We start from the raw sequence: 17806 nt of genomic DNA, 5'->3' as shown, positions 1-17806 counted from the left end.
CCTTTAGGCATGGAACCCGAACGGATTGGGAAGGGGCTTGCACGGATCCTGTGGATCTGACCTTGGCAAGATGAATAAATGCGAACGGTTTAAGCTTTGCCGACAATCGCAGTGCGAGCATCGCTCAGTGCATATTGAATCGCCCCGGGTTTCGTAGACACCTCCATGCCTTAAACTGAGGCCAATCAGGAGGTGCCATGAGCAACCCACGTTATCCCGAAGAATTCAAAATCCAAGCGGTCAATCAAGTGACCGAAAAGAAGCTGCCTGTCGCTGATGTGGCGGCGCGTCTTGGCGTGTCGCCGCATAGCCTCTATGCCTGGATAAAGCGCTACAGCAAACCTCAGGTAGAACGGCAGCAAGACGATGATCAGCACGCTGAACTGCGTCGTCTGCGAGCGGAACTCAAGCGGGTCACTGAAGAGCGAGACATCTTAAAAAAGGCCGCCGCGTACTTTGCCAAGGAGTGCGGCTGAAGTACGCCTTTATCAAGCAGCGCGCGGGCGACTACTCCATTCGACGGCTTTGCCTGACGCTGAAAGTCCATCCCAGTGGTTATTACGCTTGGTTGTCTGAGTCGCAATCTGCAAGCGCTAAAGACGACCAGCGATTGCTGGGTTTGATCAAGCACTCGTAGCTGGAGAGCGGCGGAGTTTATGGTTATCGCAAAATCCATGAAGACCTGCGCGAGGTCGGTGAAGATTGTGGTCGGCATCGTGTGGCGAGGTTGATGCGTCTTGAAGGTCTGCGCCCTCAGACAGGGTATCGACGTCGCCCTGGAAAGTACGGCGGTAAGCCAGCGGTCGCCTCACCCAAATTACTGAAGCGCGAGTTCGATGTCGTGGAACCCAACAAGGTTTGGGTCACCGACATCACCTACATTCGTACGTATGAAGGCTGGCTGTATTTGGCGGTGGTGCTGGATCTGTTTTCTCGTCAGGTCGTTGGCTGGTCAATGAAGTCGCAGATGACCAGTGATTTGGCCATTGATGCGTTATTGATGGCGGTTTGGAGGCGAAAACCGAAACAAGAGGTGATGGTTCACTCCGACCAGGGCAGCCAGTACAGCAGCTCCGATTGGGGCAGTTTTTTGAAGGCAAACAATTTGGTTGCCAGCATGAGCCGCCGAGGCAATTGTCATGACAACGCCGTGGCTGAGAGCTTTTTCCAGCTTCTGAAACGGGAACGAATCAAGCGGAAAATCTACACCTCACGGCAAGATGCTCGTAGTGATGTGTTCGATTACATCGAGATGTTCTACAGCCCAAAACGCCGCCATGGTTTCAACAATCAGCTGTCACCGGTAGAGTTCGAAAAACGTTACGCAATGAGCTTGCAAGGTGTCTAGAAAATCCGGGGCGATTCACTCCGTTATGGCCTACATACAAGGAGAGTCCCGTTGCCAGACCAGCCTGTTCCCGGTCTCGCTGGAGGAACTGATCCCTGAAGATAACCTCGTACGGGTTATCGACCTGTATGTCGCCAAGCTCGATCTGGGCCAGCTCGGCTTTGAGAAAGCTCAGCCTAAGGCCACTGGGCGCCCTGCTTACGACCCCGCCGATCAGCTGAAATGCCGTGACGGAAGCCCAATCAGCTACCCCACCTCAGGCCGGATAATCTGCAAGGCAAAAAAAAACCTGGAAATCCGCATTTTCATGGGCCTTCCAGATTTTCGAAATGGTGGGTCGTGTGGGATTCGAACCTACGACCAATTGGTTAAAAGCCAACTGCTCTACCAACTGAGCTAACGACCCTCTGTTGTGTGGCGCGTATATTACTGATTTTTATCAGTAATTCAACACCTTTTTTAAAAAACTTTAAAAATAGCGAGTCGGGTCTGCGATACCGGCGGCGGTAAAGCCCTCTGCGCGCAAACGGCAGCTGTCGCATTTGCCACAGGCACGACCCTGGTCGTCAGCCTGGTAGCAGGAAACCGTCAGCGAGTAATCGACTCCCAACGCAGTGCCAGCCTTGACGATGTCCGACTTGCTCAGATTCTGCAGCGGCGCCCTGATGGTGAAGCCCTGCCCTTCCACACCGGCCTTGGTAGCCAGATTGGCCATGCGCTCGAATGACTCGACAAACTCGGGACGGCAATCCGGATAACCCGAGTAATCCACGGCATTGACGCCAATGAAGATATCCCGCGCGCCCAGGACCTCTGCCCAGCCCAGGGCGAGCGACAGGAAGACGGTGTTGCGTGCCGGTACGTAGGTGACCGGAATGCCTTCAGAAGGCGACTCAGGCACGGCAATCGAGCTGTCGGTCAATGCCGAGCCACCTATACCGTTGAGGTTCAGGCCGATGACCTTGTGCTCCACGGCACCGAGATCACCGGCAACGCGTGCAGCGGCATCCAGCTCGGCGCGATGACGCTGGCCGTAATCGAAGCTCATGGTGTAACAGGTGTAACCCTCGGCGCGTGCCATGGCTACGACGGTCGCAGAGTCCAAACCACCAGACAGGAGGATCACGGCTCTTTTTTCAGTCTTGGTCAATTCACTCATATCAGCGCCCCGGCTCGTCATCCCAAAGAATTTTATGCAACTGCATCTGCAGGCGTACCGGCAGGTTATCCGCCACGATCCAGTCCGCCAGATCACGGCCCTTGAGCTCGTGGTGGCTGGCCGAGAACAGAACTTCGCCCGCACGACGATCAAGACCGTACTGAATCAGCTTGGAAACGGCCCAGTCATAATCCTCGCGCGAACAGATCACGAATTTAACTTGATCATTGGCCGTCAGCAGTTCCATGTTCTCGTAGCGATTACGCGAGACTTCTTTTGACCCTGGGGTCTTGAGGTCTACTACGCGACTGACACGAGGGTCCACCGCCGAGATATCCAGAGCACCACTGGTCTCCAGAGACACTTCATAGCCTGCATCGCAAAGACGCTTCAGCAACGGAATGGCATTGGGCTGGGCGAGAGGTTCGCCACCAGTGACGCAGACATAACGAGGGCGATAGGAGGCCACTTGTCCAAGGATGTCGTCCAGCGTCTGAATGGTGCCGCCACTGAACGCGTAGGCACTGTCACAGTACTGACAGCGCAACGGGCAGCCGGTAAGGCGTACGAATACGGTGGGCAGGCCAGCCGTACGGGTTTCACCCTGCAACGAGTGAAAGATTTCGGTGATGCGTAATGTGTCTTGCATATCAGCCACGGGCGTAACAGCTAAACAGGCCGTCCGCCTCCGTCAGGCACTTCAAGGGACTCGGCAATCGCGGAATCCAGAAAAGCGTAAGGTGTACCGGAATTTCGGGTGCGAGATTCTAACGAAAAAAGCCGCGACTAGCGCGGCTTTCTTGATCAGCGGGTCAGGACATCAAAGGCGCTGGAGATCCCGTTGCGCCAATTGTGCAGCTGAAGTGCCCGGATACTGGGCAACGACCTGCTGCAATATGCCTTTTACCTTATCGGTATGACCCAGACGGCGTTCGACATCAGCCAGCTTGTAGAGCGAATCAGGCACCTTGGCATGCTTCGGATACTGCTGACTGACTTTGGCGAACGCCTGACCAGCGCCCTGAAGGTCGCCTTTGGCCAGATTTACTTCACCCAGCCAGTATTGGGCGTTGCCCGCATACGAGCTGTTGGGGTATTTGCGCAGGAAAGCGGTGAAGGCCTGACTGGCCTTGTCGAAATCCTTTGCCTTGATCAAATCGAAGGCTGCTTCGTAATAAAGCTTTTCCTTCGCCGGATCAGGAGGCTCAGTGCCTGCTGCCGGTGCCTGCTGAGCCGCTGAGGCCGAAGGCGTCCCGCCGGCGTCGATAGCGCCACCAGCAGGTTGGGAATTATTGGTAGCCGGAGCGGCTGCGCCACTGGCTATACGTTGATCGAGTTCCTGATAACGCTCCAGAGCTTCCTGCTTGATGCGCTGGATATCATTTTGCTGGACCTCGACAACACCGCGCAAACGCGCGATTTCGTCCTGCATTTGCTGCAGCTGCATGAACAGCTGACCTTGTGCCGAGGCAGGGGCCGTAACCCCTCCCCCGGCATAGGCGCCGGACGTGCCATAACCCGCTGGCGGATAACTGCTGCTGCCAGAGCCAGAATTGTTATCGACCACAGGTGCCGCACCCAACGCTGAAAGCGGAAGGGCGAGGGCCAAAACGGTTAGAGCACGTCGGCACGTTCGCATGTCAAATTACTTACGCAGTTCGACGCGACGGTTTTGAGCCCAGGACTGCTCGTCGTTGCCGGTAGCAACTGGACGCTCTTCGCCGTAGGAAACCAGTTCCAGCTGAGCTGGGGAAACACCTTGCAGTACCAGGTAGCGCTGAACGGCTTTCGCACGACGCTCGCCCAGTGCCATGTTGTACTCGCGAGTACCACGTTCGTCGGTGTTGCCTTCCAGAACAACGCGAGCGCCGTTAGCTTTCAGGTCTTTGGCGTGCACGTCCAGGGAGCGCATGGCTTCTGGCTTCAGGTCCGAACTGTCGTATTCGAAGTAGAAGGTGGTGATTGCGCGCAGAGCAGCTTCTTCGCTCAGAGAGCCGTCAACAGCACCCGAGTTGGCGCCGTAACCAGCGTTAGGATCAACAGCAGCACCGCCTGCACCGGCATTGTCGCCGCCTTTGGACGAGCAACCTACAGCTACGGCCATGGCCAGAGCCAGCGCAGCAAATTTACCAAACTTCAGCATTTCCATCTTGAAACTCCTAATGAACCCCAGTGTGTTAAGCAAATCGTGTAGCGCCGCGTCAGTTCAGGTAAGGGGACCAGGAAGGTTCTCTGACTTCGCCTTGAGCGGTAGGAAGCGGGAGCCTTACGCGTCCATTAATGGACACGAGCATCAAGACTCCCCGGCCCTGCTGGCGGGTGGCGTAGATTACCATGGTGCCGTTGGGCGCAACAGTAGGCGACTCATCAAGGTTGCTATCTGTGAGGATTTTTACGCTACCGCGGGCCAAATCCTGCACTGCCACCTTGAAATTAGTGAAGCCGTCCTGCCGGTGAATCATTACCAGCGTCTTTTCATCGGCTGACAATTTCGGGTTGGCGTTGTAGTTACCCACGAACGTCACGCGTTCGGCACCGCCGCCATTGATATTGGTCTTGTAGATCTGTGGCTTGCCGCCACGGTCCGACGTGAAGTATAGCGTAGACCCGTCCTTACCGAAGAAAGGTTCAGTATCAATCGAAGAATCGTTGGTGACGCGGCTCAATTGACGCGACGCCAGATTGATTACATAGATCTCCGGGTTGCCGTCCTTGGACAGCACGAACGCCAGCTTGCTGCCATCCGGCGACCAGGCAGGCGCACCGTTCAGGCCTTCGAAGTTGGTGATCTGTTCGCGACGACCGGTATCGATGTGCTGAACAAAGATGCGTGGACGCTTCTGTTCGAACGAGACATAGGCAATACGCTTGCCGTCCGGCGCGAAACGCGGCGACAGGATTGGCTCACGGGATTGCAACAGGGTTACCGCACGAGCACCGTCGTAATCCGAACGCTGCAGGGTGTAACGCGTGTTGTTTTCCGAGAAGCGTTCGGCCGTCACGTAGAGCATACGAGTGGAAAACGCACCCTTGATACCGGTGAGTTTCTCGAACGACTGGTCGGCAATGTAATGCGCCATGTCACGCAGCTGGTCATTGGTACCCGATACGTTGCCGGTCAGTACCTGCTGCTCGGTAGCGACGTTGAACAGTGCGTACTGGATCTGCAGACGTCCGCCGGCAGGCGTGATGTTGCCGACCATGACGTACTGGGCACCCAGCGCTTTCCAGTCACGGAAAATGACTTCGCTGGCCTGGGTCGGCAAGCTGATCATGTTCTGCTTCGGGATCGGCGCGTAGTAGCCGGAGTTGCGCAGATCGTTGCTTATGATTTCGGCCATGTCTTCAGGCAGAACGTTACCGCCCTGCCATCCGAAAGGCACAACAGCGATGGGCGCTGCACGGTCACTGCCGCTGGTGACCAGAATGTTCTTTTCTTCTGCCGACACCATTGCGGATGCGAAACAGAGAACGACCAGCAGTCCTCGAAAAAGGTTGATCACAAGGCTAGATCTCCAGGTGTGAATGTCATCTTGAATGAACGATAGGGCGCGAAGTCAGCCGGCTTCAGACCCTGCATTTCTGTCAAACGTCCAATGTTCTTCACCGCAGCAACCGCAGAGCTGTCAAACGGTCCGTCACCACTGGATTTGGCAATCGATACAGAGGCAATCGTACCGTCGGGCAACATCCCGATCTGCAACGTTACCGACATGTTGTTACGTGCCGATGGTGGACGACTCCAGCCTTCGGAAGCCCTGACACGAATCAGGTCATCGAAACTGCCAGCCGTTTCATCGCCCCGCTCGTCAGCCAAAGCCTGCTGCCGCTCCGGTTTGTCGGAGAGCAAATCGGCCAATGCCTGCGCCTTCTTGTCTTCGGCGGATTTACGGGCTGCTTCCTGCGCCTTCTTGGCGGAATCGGCAGCGGCTTTCTTCTTCGCGTCCTCGGCAGCCTTTTTCTTGGCGTCTTCTGCGGCCTTTTTCTTGGCCTCATCAGCAGCCTGTTTCTTGGCTTCCTCGGCAGCAGCTTTCTTGGCGTCTTCTTCGGCTTTTTTCTTCGCCTCTTCTTCGGCCTTTTTCTTGGCTATATCAGCCTGCTGCTTCTCTTCAAGCTTTTTGGCGTCGGCAACCTTCTTGGCTTCATCGGCTTTCTTGGCATCGTCAGCCTTTTTGGCCTCCTCTGCTTTCTGTTCGGCCTTTTTGGCTTCGTCGGCAGCTTTCTGCTCTTCGGCTTTTTGAGCAGCCTCTTCTTTCTTTTGTTCCGCAGCTTTTACAGCTTCCTGTTTTTGCTGCTCGATCTTTTTCTGCTCCAGCTGTTCGACTTCGGTTTGTCGCGCAGCGGTTTTCTTCGCCTCACCGGCAATCTTCTGGTTGGTCTGGGTAGTGGCCTGGCTCTTGGACTTGAGCTGATAGAGCGTTGCCTGAACGATAGGCTTGGCTTCGGGCAGATCCGGAGTCATGGCAAAGCTTACGAACAGCATGCCAAAGATCAGAATATGCAATGCCACGGCCCAGACACTGGGCCAGAAGTAGCTTTCCGAGGCGGACGGCTCTCGAATCGGCTGCATCAGGGTGCCTCGGTAATCAAGCCAACATTCCCGACCCCAGCCTTCTGCAGCCCGCCCATCGTGCCCATGACCGAGCCGTAATCGACGGTCTTGTCACCACGAATGAAAACCTGCGTCTGCTTGCCTGCATCACGACCGGCAGCGACGATCTTGGTCACTGCGGCAGTCAGCTGTGGCAGGGTCATTGCCTTGTCCATCTGCTTGTCGGTATCGACTTCGCTGCCAAGGTTCCAGTAATAGGTCTTGTCAGCCTTGATCGAAATGGTCAGGACCTGATTGTTGTTGTCTTGCGGCAAAGCCTCGCTGGAGACCTTGGGCAAGTCGACTTTCACGCCCTGGTTGATCATGGGAGCCGTCACCATGAAAATCACGAGCAACACCAGCATCACGTCGATGTAGGGCACTACGTTCATTTCGGCGACCGGCTTGCGTTTTCTGCGACGATCTCGAGCGATTAAAGCCATGGGGAATTACCTGCTCACTCTTCGCTGGTGTGCACTTTACGGTGCAGGATGGCCTGGAACTCGTCAGCGAACGTGTAGTAACGGCTGATCAAGGTCTCACTGCGCGCGGCGAAACGGTTATAGGCAATAACGGCCGGAATGGCTGCAAACAGGCCGATGGCCGTTGCAATCAGTGCTTCGGCAATGCCCGGTGCCACGGTCGCCAGCGTTGCCTGCTGCGCCGTCGCCAGACCGCGGAAGGAGTTCATGATCCCCCAGACAGTACCGAACAGACCGACATAAGGGCTGGTAGAACCCACGGTCGCCAGATATGGCAGACCCGCTTCGAGCTTCTCTTCCTCGCGGGAGATGGCAACACGCATGGCGCGCGCCACACCTTCCATGACCGCATCAGGATCGACGCCGGACTGCTGACGCAGGCGCGAAAACTCCTTGAAACCGGCACGGAAGATCTGCTCGACGCCCGAGTCCGGATCGGGATTGCTGCCCGCCTGACGGTACAGTTTGGACAGATCGATACCCGACCAGAAACGCTCTTCAAAGCTGTCCAGTGCACGTCGGCCTGCGCGCAGCATGTTGCTGCGCTGAAAAATCACGATCCACGAAGTGACCGAAGCAGCTACCAGAATCAGCATTACCAACTGAACAACAATGCTGGCATTGCTGACCAAACTCCACATGGAGGAATGGTCGACGACGTTAGCTTCCACGCTTTATCTCCTGCTCTGAATGTATGCCCGCGCCGCCCTGGTCGGCAAAGGCCGCTCGCAGAGCTTCGGGAATGGCCCGGGGTTTAAAACTATCGGCGCGTACACACGCCACCAGGAACTGCCCTTCACAGAGCAGCGTTGCATCCGACGCCCGCCTGATCTGCTGTTTAAAGCGCAGGCTGACGCGATTCAATTCGGTTACTTCCGCACTGACGAGCAACTCGTCATCCAGCCGCGCCGGCTTGTGATAACGAGCCTCACTGGAGTGCACGACAAATAAAAGGTTTTCCTGCGCCAGTTCGGATTGGGCAAAGCCCAATTCCCGTAGCCGCTCGGTACGAGCCCGCTCCATGAATTTCAGATAATTGACGTAGTAGACGATGCCGCCGGCATCGGTGTCCTCGTAATAAACGCGACAGCGATGTGCGAACGACTGAACCCCGTTTTGCGCGCGCATACTCTAGAGCTTACTCCTCAGGTTGCCAATCGGGTCAGGCAACTGTTTTTCAACCTTTTGCCACTTAGTTACAGGTATCGGCGGCAGGACTGGCAATGTGACCACAGAGACCGCAAATAAATTGCAAGCCATCGCTATAAATCCACAGGCTCGTCGCCAAAATCGTCCGGCACTGGTATCTCCCCCATCCTCGACGGGATGTTCAGGCCGAAATGCAGATACGCATGCCGGGTGACCACACGCCCGCGAGGTGTGCGCATGATATAGCCTTGCTGGATCAAATAGGGCTCGAGTACGTCCTCGATGGTATGACGCTCCTCGCTGATAGCCGCTGCCAGGCTGTCGATACCCACCGGACCACCGTCGAACTTCTCGATCATGGTCAGTAGCAAACGCCGGTCCTGATGATCGAAGCCGTGCTCGTCGACGTCCAGCAGGTTGAGGGCCTTGTCGGCTGTCTGCCGGGTAATCTGCCCGTTGCCACGAACTTCGGCAAAATCCCGCACCCGACGCAACAGGCGGTTGGCGATACGCGGCGTGCCACGGGCGCGCCTGGCGATCTCGAAAGCGCCCTGCGGTTCGATGACCAGCCCCAGAATGCCTGCCGAGCGCGAGACAATCGTCGAAAGATCGGCGATGTTGTAAAACTCGAGTCGCTGCACAATGCCGAAGCGATCGCGCAACGGGTTGGTCAACATGCCGGCGCGAGTGGTCGCGCCGACCAGCGTGAACGGCGGCAGATCAAGTTTGATCGAACGCGCTGCCGGGCCTTCACCGATCATGATGTCGAGCTGGAAGTCTTCCATTGCCGGGTACAGCACTTCCTCGACGATCGGCGACAGACGATGGATCTCGTCGATGAACAGTACGTCATTGGGTTCGAGATTGGTCAGGATCGCTGCCAGATCGCCAGGCCGTTCGAGGACCGGGCCGGACGTGCTCTTGATCGACACGCCCATTTCCTGAGCGATGATGTTGGCGAGCGTGGTCTTGCCCAGGCCGGGCGGACCGAAGATCAGCGTGTGATCCAGCGCTTCGCTGCGACCACGGGCAGCCTGGATGAACAACTCCATCTGCTCGCGTACGGTCGGCTGGCCGATGTAGTCCGCGAGGCTCAGTGGCCGAATCGCGCGGTCCATCTGTTCATCACGATCACGGCCACCAGTGGCGGTTATCAGGCGGTCGGCGTCTATCACTTAACCCATCCCCTTCAACGCACGGCGAATCAGATCCGCACTGCTCAAATCTTTTTCCTTGATGGCGGAGACGGCCTTGCTCGCCTCCTGAGGTTTGTAGCCCAGCGAAATCAGTGCGCTGACCGCATCGGACTCTGCCGACGCGACAGGCTCGGCCTGATTGGGGCCATTGGAAACCAGCGTAAAGGTGCCTGGCAAGGACTCCCAGGCCTTGAAACGGTCCTTGAGCTCGACCAGCAGCCGCTCGGCGGTCTTCTTGCCCACGCCGGGGATACGCGTCAGCGCTGATGTGTCCTGCGCCTGCACGCAACGCACCAGCTCATCGACTTCCAGACCGGACATCAGCGCCAGTGCCAGCTTGGGGCCGACGCCATTGAGCCGGATCAGCTCACGAAACAGCTCGCGTTCGCGCTTTTCGTAGAAGCCGTACAAAAGGTGCGCGTCCTCGCGGACCACCAGGTGGGTGTGCAAAGTCACCGTTTCGCCAACATGCGGCAGCCGGTACAGGGTGGTCATCGGCACTTCCACCTCATAGCCGACACCGTTGACATCCAGCACCAGATGCGGAGGCTGCTTTTCGGCGAGAGAGCCGCGTAAACGTCCAATCACGTTTCAGATCCTTTCGTGTTGCCTGTCGCTCGCGCGAAGAAGTTGAACACCGTCATCATAGAAAATAGGCGGACACATAATGCCAGTCAGAGCCGCAAGCGGCCGCCGCGACTGCGCGCAGTGCCCAACCCGTGAGGAATCAGACTGGAGCGCGTATGCGCGTGGCACAGGGCGATGGCAAGGGCATCGGACGCATCGATTTGCGGTTTCTGGGTCAGCTTGAGCAGGTGCATGACCATCATCATCACCTGTTCTTTATTGGCACCGCCGGTTCCTGCAACGGCCTGCTTGACCTGGGTTGCGGTGTATTCGGCAATTTCCAGCGCTTCTTCGGCACCCGCCACGATGGCCGCGCCCCTGGCCTGCCCCAGCTTCAATGCCGAATCGGCGTTACGCGCCATGAACACCTTTTCGATACCCATCGTCACAGGTCCGTAGGTCTTGATGACCTCCCGCACACCGCGATAAACGATCTGCAAACGCTCGTGCAGCTCGCCGCTGCCAGTGCGGATACAGCCCGACGCGACATAGACACAGCCGCGCCCGGTGTCGCGTACCACACCATAGCCGGTAATTCGCGAACCGGGATCGATACCAAGAATAAGAGTCATAACGCCTGCAGCTTGAGGAGGTCACGCAAAACAATAGGTGCAGCATAAAGGCAGAAGCCGGGGGCCGATAGCTGCGTGTTGCTCACAGCTTCGTTCCCCCGGCTTCCGACCTGGTGTTACCGGTGAGCGATCAGCCCAGCTGCTCCATCACTTCATCCGGGATTTCCGCGTTTGAATAGACGTTCTGCACGTCATCCAGGTCTTCGAGCATATCAATCAGCTTGAGTACCTTTTCAGCGGTTTCCAGATCAAGCACGGCGCTGGTGGTCGGCAGCATGACGATTTCTGCATCTGCCGCCTTGAAGCCCGTAGCCTCCAATGCGTTACGCACCGCGTAAAACCCGGAGAACGATGTGAACACATCGATCGAGCCGTCTTCGTTGGTCACGACATCGTCTGCATCGGCCTCCATGGCAGCCTCGATCAGCGAATCCTCATCGACACCGGCAGCGAAGGATATCTGGCCCTTGCGATCGAACAGGTAGGCAACAGAGCCGTCGGTGCCGAGATTGCCGCCGCATTTGGTAAATGCGTGGCGCACAGCCGCCGCGGTACGGTTGCGGTTGTCGGTCATGGTTTCGACCATGATCGCCACGCCGCCCGGACCGTAGCCCTCGTAACCCAGCTCCTCGACATCATCACCGTCGGATGCCCCTACCCCTCGCGCCACCGCACGATCAATGGTGTCACGGGTCATGTTCGCACCAAGCGCCTTGTCCAGCGCCAGACGCAGACGCGGGTTGGAACCAGGGTCACCGCCGCCCTGACGTGCAGCAACGGTCAGCTCACGGATCCACTTGGTGAAAATCTTGCCTTTTTTGGCATCCTGACGCTCTTTGCGGTGCTTGATGTTCGCCCACTTAGAATGACCTGCCATTTTTCGCTCCAGATTCTTTTTGAAACACCTTCACCTTCCGCCCCGAACAGCCCGGGCAAAAAGCTTCACTCAATAAGGGCAGATACAGGGCGTATCGACGATACGCCCTGCCCGGCATCACTCGGCCTTCGGCTGCTCACGCAGACGGATGTGCAGCTCGCGCAACGCTTTGGCATCGACAACGCCAGGCGCCTGGGTCATGACATCGGCCGCGCTCTGGGTTTTCGGGAACGCGATCACTTCGCGAATCGATTGCGCGCCGGTCATCAGCATCACCAGACGGTCCAGACCGAAAGCCAGACCACCGTGCGGTGGCGCGCCGTATTTCAAGGCATCGAGCAGGAAGCCGAACTTCTCCTGCTGCTCGTCTTCGGCAATGCCCAGCAGACGGAAGACCGCCTGTTGCATTTCCTTGCGATGGATACGGATCGAACCGCCGCCCAGCTCGGTGCCGTTGAGCACCATGTCATAGGCACGGGACAGCGCGGTCGCCGGGTTGGCTTCCAGCTCTTCAGGCGTGCACTTGGGTGCGGTGAAGGGGTGGTGCAACGCGGTGAAGCTGCCGTCGTCGTTTTCTTCGAACATCGGGAAGTCAACGACCCACATCGGTGCCCACTCGCAAGTATGCAGCTTGAGGTCATTACCGATCTTGATACGCAGCGCGCCAAGGGCCTCGCTGACGATCTTGAACTTGTCCGCACCGAAGAAAACGATGTCGCCATCAACCGCACCAACGCGATCGAGGATGACGTTCAGATTGTCTTCCGGGATGAACTTGACGATCGGCGACTGCAAGCCTTCCGGCCCCTTCGCGCGCTCGTTGACCTTGATGTAGGCCAGCCCCTTGGCACCATAGATGCTGACGAACTTGGTGTAGTCGTCGATCTGGCTGCGCGCCATGCTGGCGGCGCCCGGTACACGCAGTGCGGCAACGCGCCCCTTGGGGTCGTTGGCTGGGCCGCTGAACACCTTGAATTCCACGCCGGTGAGCTGATCGGCAACATCCACCAGTTCCAGCGGGTTACGCAGGTCCGGCTTGTCGGAACCGTAGCGGCGCATGGCCTCTTCGAAAGTCATGTGCGGGAAATCACCGAACTCCAGGTCCAGGACTTCCTTGAACAGCTGACGAACCATCTTCTCGGTCAGACCGATGATGTCCTCTTCATTGAGGAAGCTGGTTTCGATGTCGATCTGGGTGAATTCCGGCTGACGGTCGGCACGCAGGTCCTCGTCGCGGAAGCACTTGGCGATCTGGTAGTAACGGTCGAAGCCGGCCACCATCAGCAGTTGCTTGAACAGCTGAGGCGATTGCGGCAGAGCGAAGAAGCTGCCCGGGTGTGTACGGCTTGGAACCAGATAGTCGCGAGCGCCTTCCGGGGTAGCGCGGGTCAGGATCGGCGTCTCGACGTCGAGGAAACCGTTGTCATCCAGGTAGCGACGGATACTGGTCGTGATGCGCGAACGCAGACGCAGCTTCTCGGCCATCTCCGGACGGCGCAGGTCGATGAAGCGATAACGCAGGCGTGTTTCCTCGCCGACGTCGGAGTACTCATTCAGCGGGAACGGCGGCGTTTCGGACTCGTTCAACACCTCGAGCTCGTAACCCAGAACCTCGATGGCGCCAGACGCCATATTCGCGTTCACGGCACCTGCCGGACGAGCACGAACCTTGCCCACGACCTTGACCACGTACTCGCTGCGCACACGGTCGGCGGCTGCGAAACTGTCGGCACGATCAGGGTCGAACACGACTTGAGCCATGCCTTCACGGTCGCGGATATCGAGGAAGATAACGCCCCCGTGGTCACGACGACGGTGGACCCATCCGCAAAGGGTAATTTCCTGGCCTTCCAGACTCTCGTTCAGTTGGCCGCAATAATGGCTGCGCATCATGATGGTGTTTTCACTTCTCGTAATTCGAATTCGGTGGCGATTTCGCTCCTGGCTTGCGCTCAGTGGTACAAGGCACCGGCACAAGGCTAAAGCCAGCCCTGGCCCACGCAGAGTCACGCCCGCTAGCAAGACGGAGGATTATATAGAGTTAATTGGCACCGTGCAGCCGAACGAACCCATTAACGACCGGATAAGGTTGTGACCACCCCGCGCAGCCGCGCTGTTCACTCGCGCTGCGGGGGACAGCGCAGGCACGCCTGAGCGAGCCCGCAGAAATAAGGATAAAACCAAGCTAGACGTGGGAATTTTCCAGGCAGTCGCCCTTCAAAAGATGCGCCACACAGACAACACGAATCAGGCCACTGAAATTCTTTACCCCCCCGTACCGTAAGTGAACCTCCCGATCAATGTAGGACAATACCGCATTAACGGAGCATTCATTGGAACTGGCGATACCTGAAAGAATGTTCCAGTACACGTTCTCAAGACGCAGGCACGTCGCCAGACCGTTAAGCCGAACGGATTTGGAATGTGGCTGCGCCAGCGTCATATTGAAATCCTCGACAAAAGGATCATGGCGTATTTCCACCTCTCGATGTAACAACTTAAGTTCTCGCTCAGCACTTCGCAACACCATAACCGCCACCTTCGAATCATTGAGTTTTAAACACCAAAAGAAATATTCAAAAACAAATAAATGTCCCGATGTATAAAACATGATTGGCGATTTTATAGCCAGAAGCCCCTACACCTTATCACTGTAGGAGATGGCAACAGGAAATAGCGGAATATCGTTTAAACTTGAAGGGACTATGAAGAAAGCGAGGAGAACTGCAGCGCAGCGCAGGGCATTCGGGCCTTGAGCTGCCCGAGTGATTGCGCAATGAAGGCAGGTGACGAGAGGGAAGAACAGTTGAAGAGCGGGACGAGTGGCACTTGAAGCCACCCGCCCCTGGCCGTTACTTCGATTCAAGCATCGAGCGCAACATCCAGGCCGTTTTCTCATGAACCTGCATGCGTTGTGTCAGCAGGTCAGCTGTCGGCTCATCGCTAACCTTATCCAGAAGAGGAAAGATACTACGAGCAGTACGGACAACAGCCTCTTGACCCTGCACCAGACTTTTGATCATATCTTCAGCACTTGGCACGCCTTCTTCTTCCTTGATGGAAGACAGGCGCGCATAGGTCGAATAAGTGCCAGGAGCAGGGAAGCCCAACGCACGAATACGCTCGGCAATAGAGTCAACCGCCAGTGCCAGTTCGTTATACTGTTCTTCAAACATTAAATGCAGCGTGCGAAACATCGGCCCGCTGACATTCCAGTGAAAGTTGTGAGTCTTGAGGTAAAGCACATAAGTATCCGACAGCAGATGCGACAGACCGTCCACGATCGACTTGCGATCCTCTTCACTGATACCAATATCGATTGCCATGTTTCATGCCCTTTTAGTGAGGATTGAAAAGCAGTAAAGACCACTACTCTATCAAGAGAACCCGAATGGCGCAGCTTTCCGTTGGGTCGATGCCACAAGCCGGCAACGATTCATGGACATACCTGGGTGCTTTGTGACGCATCACGACAGGCGCCACGGACAGAAAATCCCTGCGCACCCTCAATACTCGTTAGCAAAACCAGCCTGAACGCTCTGTCTCAACCCCTGTAGCGGCACAGGCTATCCAGGCAGGGCAAGCAGGAGAGCCGTTATTGATTGCTGATTTGAGTAGCATCAGGCTTTGCTGTTAAATACACGTCGTGTCGCCAACGAGTTGTCATCCAGCGCTGGCACATAGGCCGGCCCAGCGTCCGTGCATCACGCCTCATCTTGTTCAGAAGCGTACCGGGCGTTACCAGCTATTTCTTGTAATCCTTCTTGCATGTGAGCTTTTTAAAATGTTGAAAATCGTCCACCTGGTAACGGGAGCAGCAGCCCTGTTGCTCTCTTTCATACCCAGCCTGCGTAGTGAAGCGGCATCTCTCTACCTGCAAAATCCTGACGCGATCTGCCTGGCTTTTCTAGGGCTGCTTAACCTGATACTCGCTCCGGTCATTCCTTACTGGAATCGAGGCCCGCGTCATAATCTGCAAAATCTGGTCAGTGCACTGCTTGTCATTGCGGTAATCGTACAAACGCTAACCTTGCTTGTTCCTCTACCAGGCATCGCAGGCCAACCCGCCATTCTGGTGAGCCTGGCTATCGCCATCGTAGCCGTCGCCCTGCACCTGGGTGTCAGCTTTTACAGGTCTTACACCCCTTCGTCCGCGCCGCAAAGCCACGACATGGGAAATCGTGATACCGGCACCGTAAAGTGGTTCAACACGTCCAAGGGTTTCGGCTTCATCTCCCGGGATTCCGGCGACGATATTTTTGTGCATTTTCGCGCCATTCGCGGTGAGGGTCATCGCGTACTGGTCGAAGGGCAACGCGTCGAATTTTCCGTGATGAACCGCGACAAAGGCCTGCAGGCCGAAGATGTCATTGCAGCCCTGCCCCGCCGCTAATTGTTTCAAGCAATAAAAAACCGCGACCTCCTGACGGAAGTCGCGGTTTTTTTATGCCAGCCGATCAATAGTGAGGTGGCGGAGCATCTTCCTCGAAGGTCTCGAACTGGCTGCCCATTTCCTCCTGACGCTTGAGCATCGCCGCCATCTGCAGTTGAAGATGATCCAATTCGCGCCGCTGTTTTACCAGCACGTCATTGAGTGCCTGGATCGTATCGTCCTGAAAGGCCATACGGCTTTCAAGCTCCATGACTCGCTCTTCAAGGCTCATGATTACTCCTCCTCAAATCGGAAATCATTTGTCAGTACCGGCTTCAACTGCCGACGGATTGCCGAGAGCTGTTCGTCGGTATAAGCGATGGCAGCATGCTTGCCCCACACGGGCGCAGGCCAGGCAGCATCGTCACGTTTGCGCACGATGACGTGCATATGCAGCTGGCTCACTACGTTGCCCAAGGCGGCAACATTGATTTTATCCGCATCGAAGAGCTCGTTCAGCACCTTGGCCAGCGCACTCGTCTCCTGCCACAACTGCATCTGGTCTGCTGCACTCAGTTGAAAGACTTCGGTGATGTCTGCGCGGCGCGGCACCAGAATGAACCAGGGGTAGTGGCTGTCGTTGGAGAGCAGTAACCGGCATAGCGGAAAGTCGCCAATCGGCAAGGTGTCTTGTTGAAGCCGGGAATCCAGAACGAACACGATAAAAAGCTCCTGATTGCCAGGTGAATGCACCTGCCCTGTCGGTAACAGGGTGCTGCGATAGGCAGTCAGGATACTAGGCTTCGCGTAAGGCTTCACCTGCGCACCAGAATGCATCCACTGCAACGGTCGCCGCACCGATTTGACGCCACTGACTGACGGCGGACCCCGTTGAAAACAGCCTCACCTTGAACCACCGCCTTACAATTGCCTGCCTCGCGTACATGAAAATGAAACATCCATTGCCTCACCATGACCGCCACCCATAGCAACGCTCCAGGTTCAGGCGAACCCGATGGGGAATGCACCAAAATCACACACTGCTGTTGCGCCAGCAACACGGTGGATTCGTTTTCTACTCAATGTAAGCCTATACCGGTAACGTTTTTGGGCGAGAGGGGCAGAAGCCAGCCTTGGCGGAGAAAAGCCAGCGGTATTTTAAAAAAATAAAAATAGTCATTTAAAACAGCTAGATGGAGCAAAAAGGCGATCTTGATTCTGATTTTTCACAAAATTTTTTCATTTTCGGAAACTTTGTGCACGCTTGTTGCTTTATCACCCATATGATCACGACATCCCTGGCGGAAAACAGGGGTGACAGCATCAAGGGAAACAAGGCTTGCGACCCTGAGGGACGCCGTGACGGACCGCACTTTGATCGATCCGACAATGTGCAGAATGCCACTACAGGCTAGCTCGGCTGCGCGTCGTAA

19 protein-coding genes, 1 tRNA gene and 1 pseudogene are annotated in these 17806 nt (G+C 56.4%); 2 read left to right on the top strand and 19 right to left on the bottom strand.

Features of this window, described 5'->3' with window-relative positions:
- The first annotated feature begins 197 nt into the window (after positions 1 to 197).
- Positions 198 to 1348 (top strand): annotated as a pseudogene (locus PI739_RS02785) (IS3 family transposase).
- Positions 1349 to 1678: 330 nt separating this feature from the next.
- On the opposite strand, the gene PI739_RS02780 reads toward PI739_RS02785, so the two are convergent.
- The 17 genes from PI739_RS02780 to PI739_RS02700 form a co-directional block, all read right to left on the bottom strand.
- A tRNA-Lys gene (locus tag PI739_RS02780) sits at positions 1679 to 1754 on the bottom strand.
- A 63-nt stretch (positions 1755 to 1817) separates the two neighbouring features.
- Entirely contained in the window at positions 1818 to 2507 is a 690-nt protein-coding gene (gene queC / locus PI739_RS02775; RefSeq protein ID WP_003364714.1) for a 7-cyano-7-deazaguanine synthase QueC, read from the bottom strand.
- Between the two features lies 1 nt (position 2508).
- Positions 2509 to 3156, bottom strand: a complete 648-nt coding sequence (queE, locus tag PI739_RS02770) for a 7-carboxy-7-deazaguanine synthase QueE (protein ID WP_003390957.1) — start codon at positions 3154 to 3156, stop codon at positions 2509 to 2511.
- A 171-nt stretch (positions 3157 to 3327) separates the two neighbouring features.
- Complete coding sequence (ybgF, locus tag PI739_RS02765) at positions 3328 to 4146, bottom strand: tol-pal system protein YbgF (RefSeq protein ID WP_080377286.1); 819 nt, start codon at positions 4144 to 4146, stop codon at positions 3328 to 3330.
- Between the two features lie 6 nt (positions 4147 to 4152).
- Positions 4153 to 4656 (bottom strand): peptidoglycan-associated lipoprotein Pal, encoded by a 504-nt coding sequence (gene pal, locus PI739_RS02760; RefSeq protein WP_003314369.1) that lies wholly within the window; start codon positions 4654 to 4656, stop codon positions 4153 to 4155.
- A 52-nt stretch (positions 4657 to 4708) separates the two neighbouring features.
- Complete coding sequence (gene tolB / locus PI739_RS02755) at positions 4709 to 5959, bottom strand: Tol-Pal system beta propeller repeat protein TolB (RefSeq protein WP_210434907.1); 1251 nt, start codon at positions 5957 to 5959, stop codon at positions 4709 to 4711.
- Positions 5960 to 6006: 47 nt separating this feature from the next.
- A complete protein-coding gene (gene tolA / locus PI739_RS02750; RefSeq protein WP_003364724.1) occupies positions 6007 to 7077 on the bottom strand; it encodes a cell envelope integrity protein TolA in 1071 nt (356 codons plus the stop codon).
- Positions 7077 to 7541, bottom strand: a complete 465-nt coding sequence (tolR, locus tag PI739_RS02745) for a protein TolR (protein WP_002554654.1) — start codon at positions 7539 to 7541, stop codon at positions 7077 to 7079. Before tolR ends, tolA begins: the two co-directional genes overlap by 1 nt.
- Positions 7542 to 7555: 14 nt before the next feature.
- Positions 7556 to 8251: a protein TolQ gene (gene tolQ / locus PI739_RS02740; RefSeq protein ID WP_002554655.1), complete on the bottom strand. Its 696-nt coding sequence runs from the start codon at positions 8249 to 8251 to the stop codon at positions 7556 to 7558.
- Positions 8241 to 8708, bottom strand: coding sequence for a tol-pal system-associated acyl-CoA thioesterase (gene ybgC / locus PI739_RS02735; RefSeq protein WP_003314364.1), 468 nt, complete (start codon positions 8706 to 8708; stop codon positions 8241 to 8243). Before ybgC ends, tolQ begins: the two co-directional genes overlap by 11 nt.
- Positions 8709 to 8842: 134 nt before the next feature.
- Positions 8843 to 9904 (bottom strand): Holliday junction branch migration DNA helicase RuvB, encoded by a 1062-nt coding sequence (gene ruvB / locus PI739_RS02730; protein WP_003433316.1) that lies wholly within the window; start codon positions 9902 to 9904, stop codon positions 8843 to 8845.
- The gene (gene ruvA, locus PI739_RS02725; RefSeq protein ID WP_003364731.1) at positions 9905 to 10513 is read right to left on the bottom strand and encodes a Holliday junction branch migration protein RuvA; all 609 of its coding nucleotides are present in this window, start codon (positions 10511 to 10513) and stop codon (positions 9905 to 9907) included.
- Positions 10514 to 10599: 86 nt separating this feature from the next.
- Positions 10600 to 11124 (bottom strand): crossover junction endodeoxyribonuclease RuvC, encoded by a 525-nt coding sequence (gene ruvC, locus PI739_RS02720; protein WP_003364732.1) that lies wholly within the window; start codon positions 11122 to 11124, stop codon positions 10600 to 10602.
- A gap of 130 nt (positions 11125 to 11254) precedes the next feature.
- The gene (locus PI739_RS02715) at positions 11255 to 12001 is read right to left on the bottom strand and encodes a YebC/PmpR family DNA-binding transcriptional regulator (protein WP_003364734.1); all 747 of its coding nucleotides are present in this window, start codon (positions 11999 to 12001) and stop codon (positions 11255 to 11257) included.
- 117 nt (positions 12002 to 12118) lie between these two features.
- Positions 12119 to 13894: an aspartate--tRNA ligase gene (gene aspS / locus PI739_RS02710; protein WP_002554661.1), complete on the bottom strand. Its 1776-nt coding sequence runs from the start codon at positions 13892 to 13894 to the stop codon at positions 12119 to 12121.
- Positions 13895 to 14186: 292 nt separating this feature from the next.
- The gene (locus PI739_RS02705; RefSeq protein ID WP_003364736.1) at positions 14187 to 14531 is read right to left on the bottom strand and encodes a ribbon-helix-helix domain-containing protein; all 345 of its coding nucleotides are present in this window, start codon (positions 14529 to 14531) and stop codon (positions 14187 to 14189) included.
- Between the two features lie 322 nt (positions 14532 to 14853).
- Positions 14854 to 15327 carry a Dps family protein gene (locus PI739_RS02700; protein ID WP_003314356.1) on the bottom strand — a complete coding sequence of 158 codons (474 nt, stop codon included), beginning with the start codon at positions 15325 to 15327 and terminating at the stop codon, positions 14854 to 14856.
- Between the two features lie 458 nt (positions 15328 to 15785).
- Here PI739_RS02700 and PI739_RS02695 point away from each other — a divergent pair, with 458 nt between their 5' ends.
- Positions 15786 to 16394, top strand: coding sequence for a cold-shock protein (locus PI739_RS02695; RefSeq protein ID WP_003364739.1), 609 nt, complete (start codon positions 15786 to 15788; stop codon positions 16392 to 16394).
- Between the two features lie 64 nt (positions 16395 to 16458).
- Here PI739_RS02695 and PI739_RS02690 read toward each other — a convergent pair whose 3' ends face one another.
- Together PI739_RS02690 and PI739_RS02685 are read right to left on the bottom strand one after the other, a co-directional pair.
- Positions 16459 to 16665, bottom strand: coding sequence for a SlyX family protein (locus PI739_RS02690; protein WP_003364741.1), 207 nt, complete (start codon positions 16663 to 16665; stop codon positions 16459 to 16461).
- A gap of 2 nt (positions 16666 to 16667) precedes the next feature.
- A complete protein-coding gene (locus tag PI739_RS02685) occupies positions 16668 to 17093 on the bottom strand; it encodes an HIT family protein (protein WP_003433318.1) in 426 nt (141 codons plus the stop codon).
- Between the last annotated feature and the right edge of the window lie 713 nt (positions 17094 to 17806).

Source organism: Pseudomonas cerasi, assembly GCF_027983475.1.
Lineage (GTDB): Bacteria > Pseudomonadota > Gammaproteobacteria > Pseudomonadales > Pseudomonadaceae > Aquipseudomonas > Aquipseudomonas cerasi.
Note: the sequence above shows the minus strand (reverse complement) of the source record. Positions and strands in the feature narration are given on the sequence as shown.

What these genes read in the sequence shown, in the direction of transcription:
- tolA (WP_003364724.1), bottom strand. Translation starts at nt 7,077, where the DNA reads ATGCAGCCGATTCGAGAGCCGTCCGCCTCGGAAAGCTACTTCTGGCCC.
- ruvC (WP_003364732.1), bottom strand. Translation starts at nt 11,124, where the DNA reads ATGACTCTTATTCTTGGTATCGATCCCGGTTCGCGAATTACCGGCTAT.
- ybgC (WP_003314364.1), bottom strand. Translation starts at nt 8,708, where the DNA reads ATGCGCGCGCAAAACGGGGTTCAGTCGTTCGCACATCGCTGTCGCGTT.
- PI739_RS02700 (WP_003314356.1), bottom strand. Translation starts at nt 15,327, where the DNA reads ATGGCAATCGATATTGGTATCAGTGAAGAGGATCGCAAGTCGATCGTG.
- PI739_RS02705 (WP_003364736.1), bottom strand. Translation starts at nt 14,531, where the DNA reads ATGGTGTTGCGAAGTGCTGAGCGAGAACTTAAGTTGTTACATCGAGAG.
- tolR (WP_002554654.1), bottom strand. Translation starts at nt 7,541, where the DNA reads ATGGCTTTAATCGCTCGAGATCGTCGCAGAAAACGCAAGCCGGTCGCC.
- pal (WP_003314369.1), bottom strand. Translation starts at nt 4,656, where the DNA reads ATGGAAATGCTGAAGTTTGGTAAATTTGCTGCGCTGGCTCTGGCCATG.
- queE (WP_003390957.1), bottom strand. Translation starts at nt 3,156, where the DNA reads ATGCAAGACACATTACGCATCACCGAAATCTTTCACTCGTTGCAGGGT.
- queC (WP_003364714.1), bottom strand. Translation starts at nt 2,507, where the DNA reads ATGAGTGAATTGACCAAGACTGAAAAAAGAGCCGTGATCCTCCTGTCT.
- ybgF (WP_080377286.1), bottom strand. Translation starts at nt 4,146, where the DNA reads ATGCGAACGTGCCGACGTGCTCTAACCGTTTTGGCCCTCGCCCTTCCG.
- aspS (WP_002554661.1), bottom strand. Translation starts at nt 13,894, where the DNA reads ATGATGCGCAGCCATTATTGCGGCCAACTGAACGAGAGTCTGGAAGGC.
- PI739_RS02690 (WP_003364741.1), bottom strand. Translation starts at nt 16,665, where the DNA reads ATGAGCCTTGAAGAGCGAGTCATGGAGCTTGAAAGCCGTATGGCCTTT.
- tolB (WP_210434907.1), bottom strand. Translation starts at nt 5,959, where the DNA reads ATGGTGTCGGCAGAAGAAAAGAACATTCTGGTCACCAGCGGCAGTGAC.
- PI739_RS02695 (WP_003364739.1), top strand. Translation starts at nt 15,786, where the DNA reads ATGTTGAAAATCGTCCACCTGGTAACGGGAGCAGCAGCCCTGTTGCTC.
- PI739_RS02715 (WP_003364734.1), bottom strand. Translation starts at nt 12,001, where the DNA reads ATGGCAGGTCATTCTAAGTGGGCGAACATCAAGCACCGCAAAGAGCGT.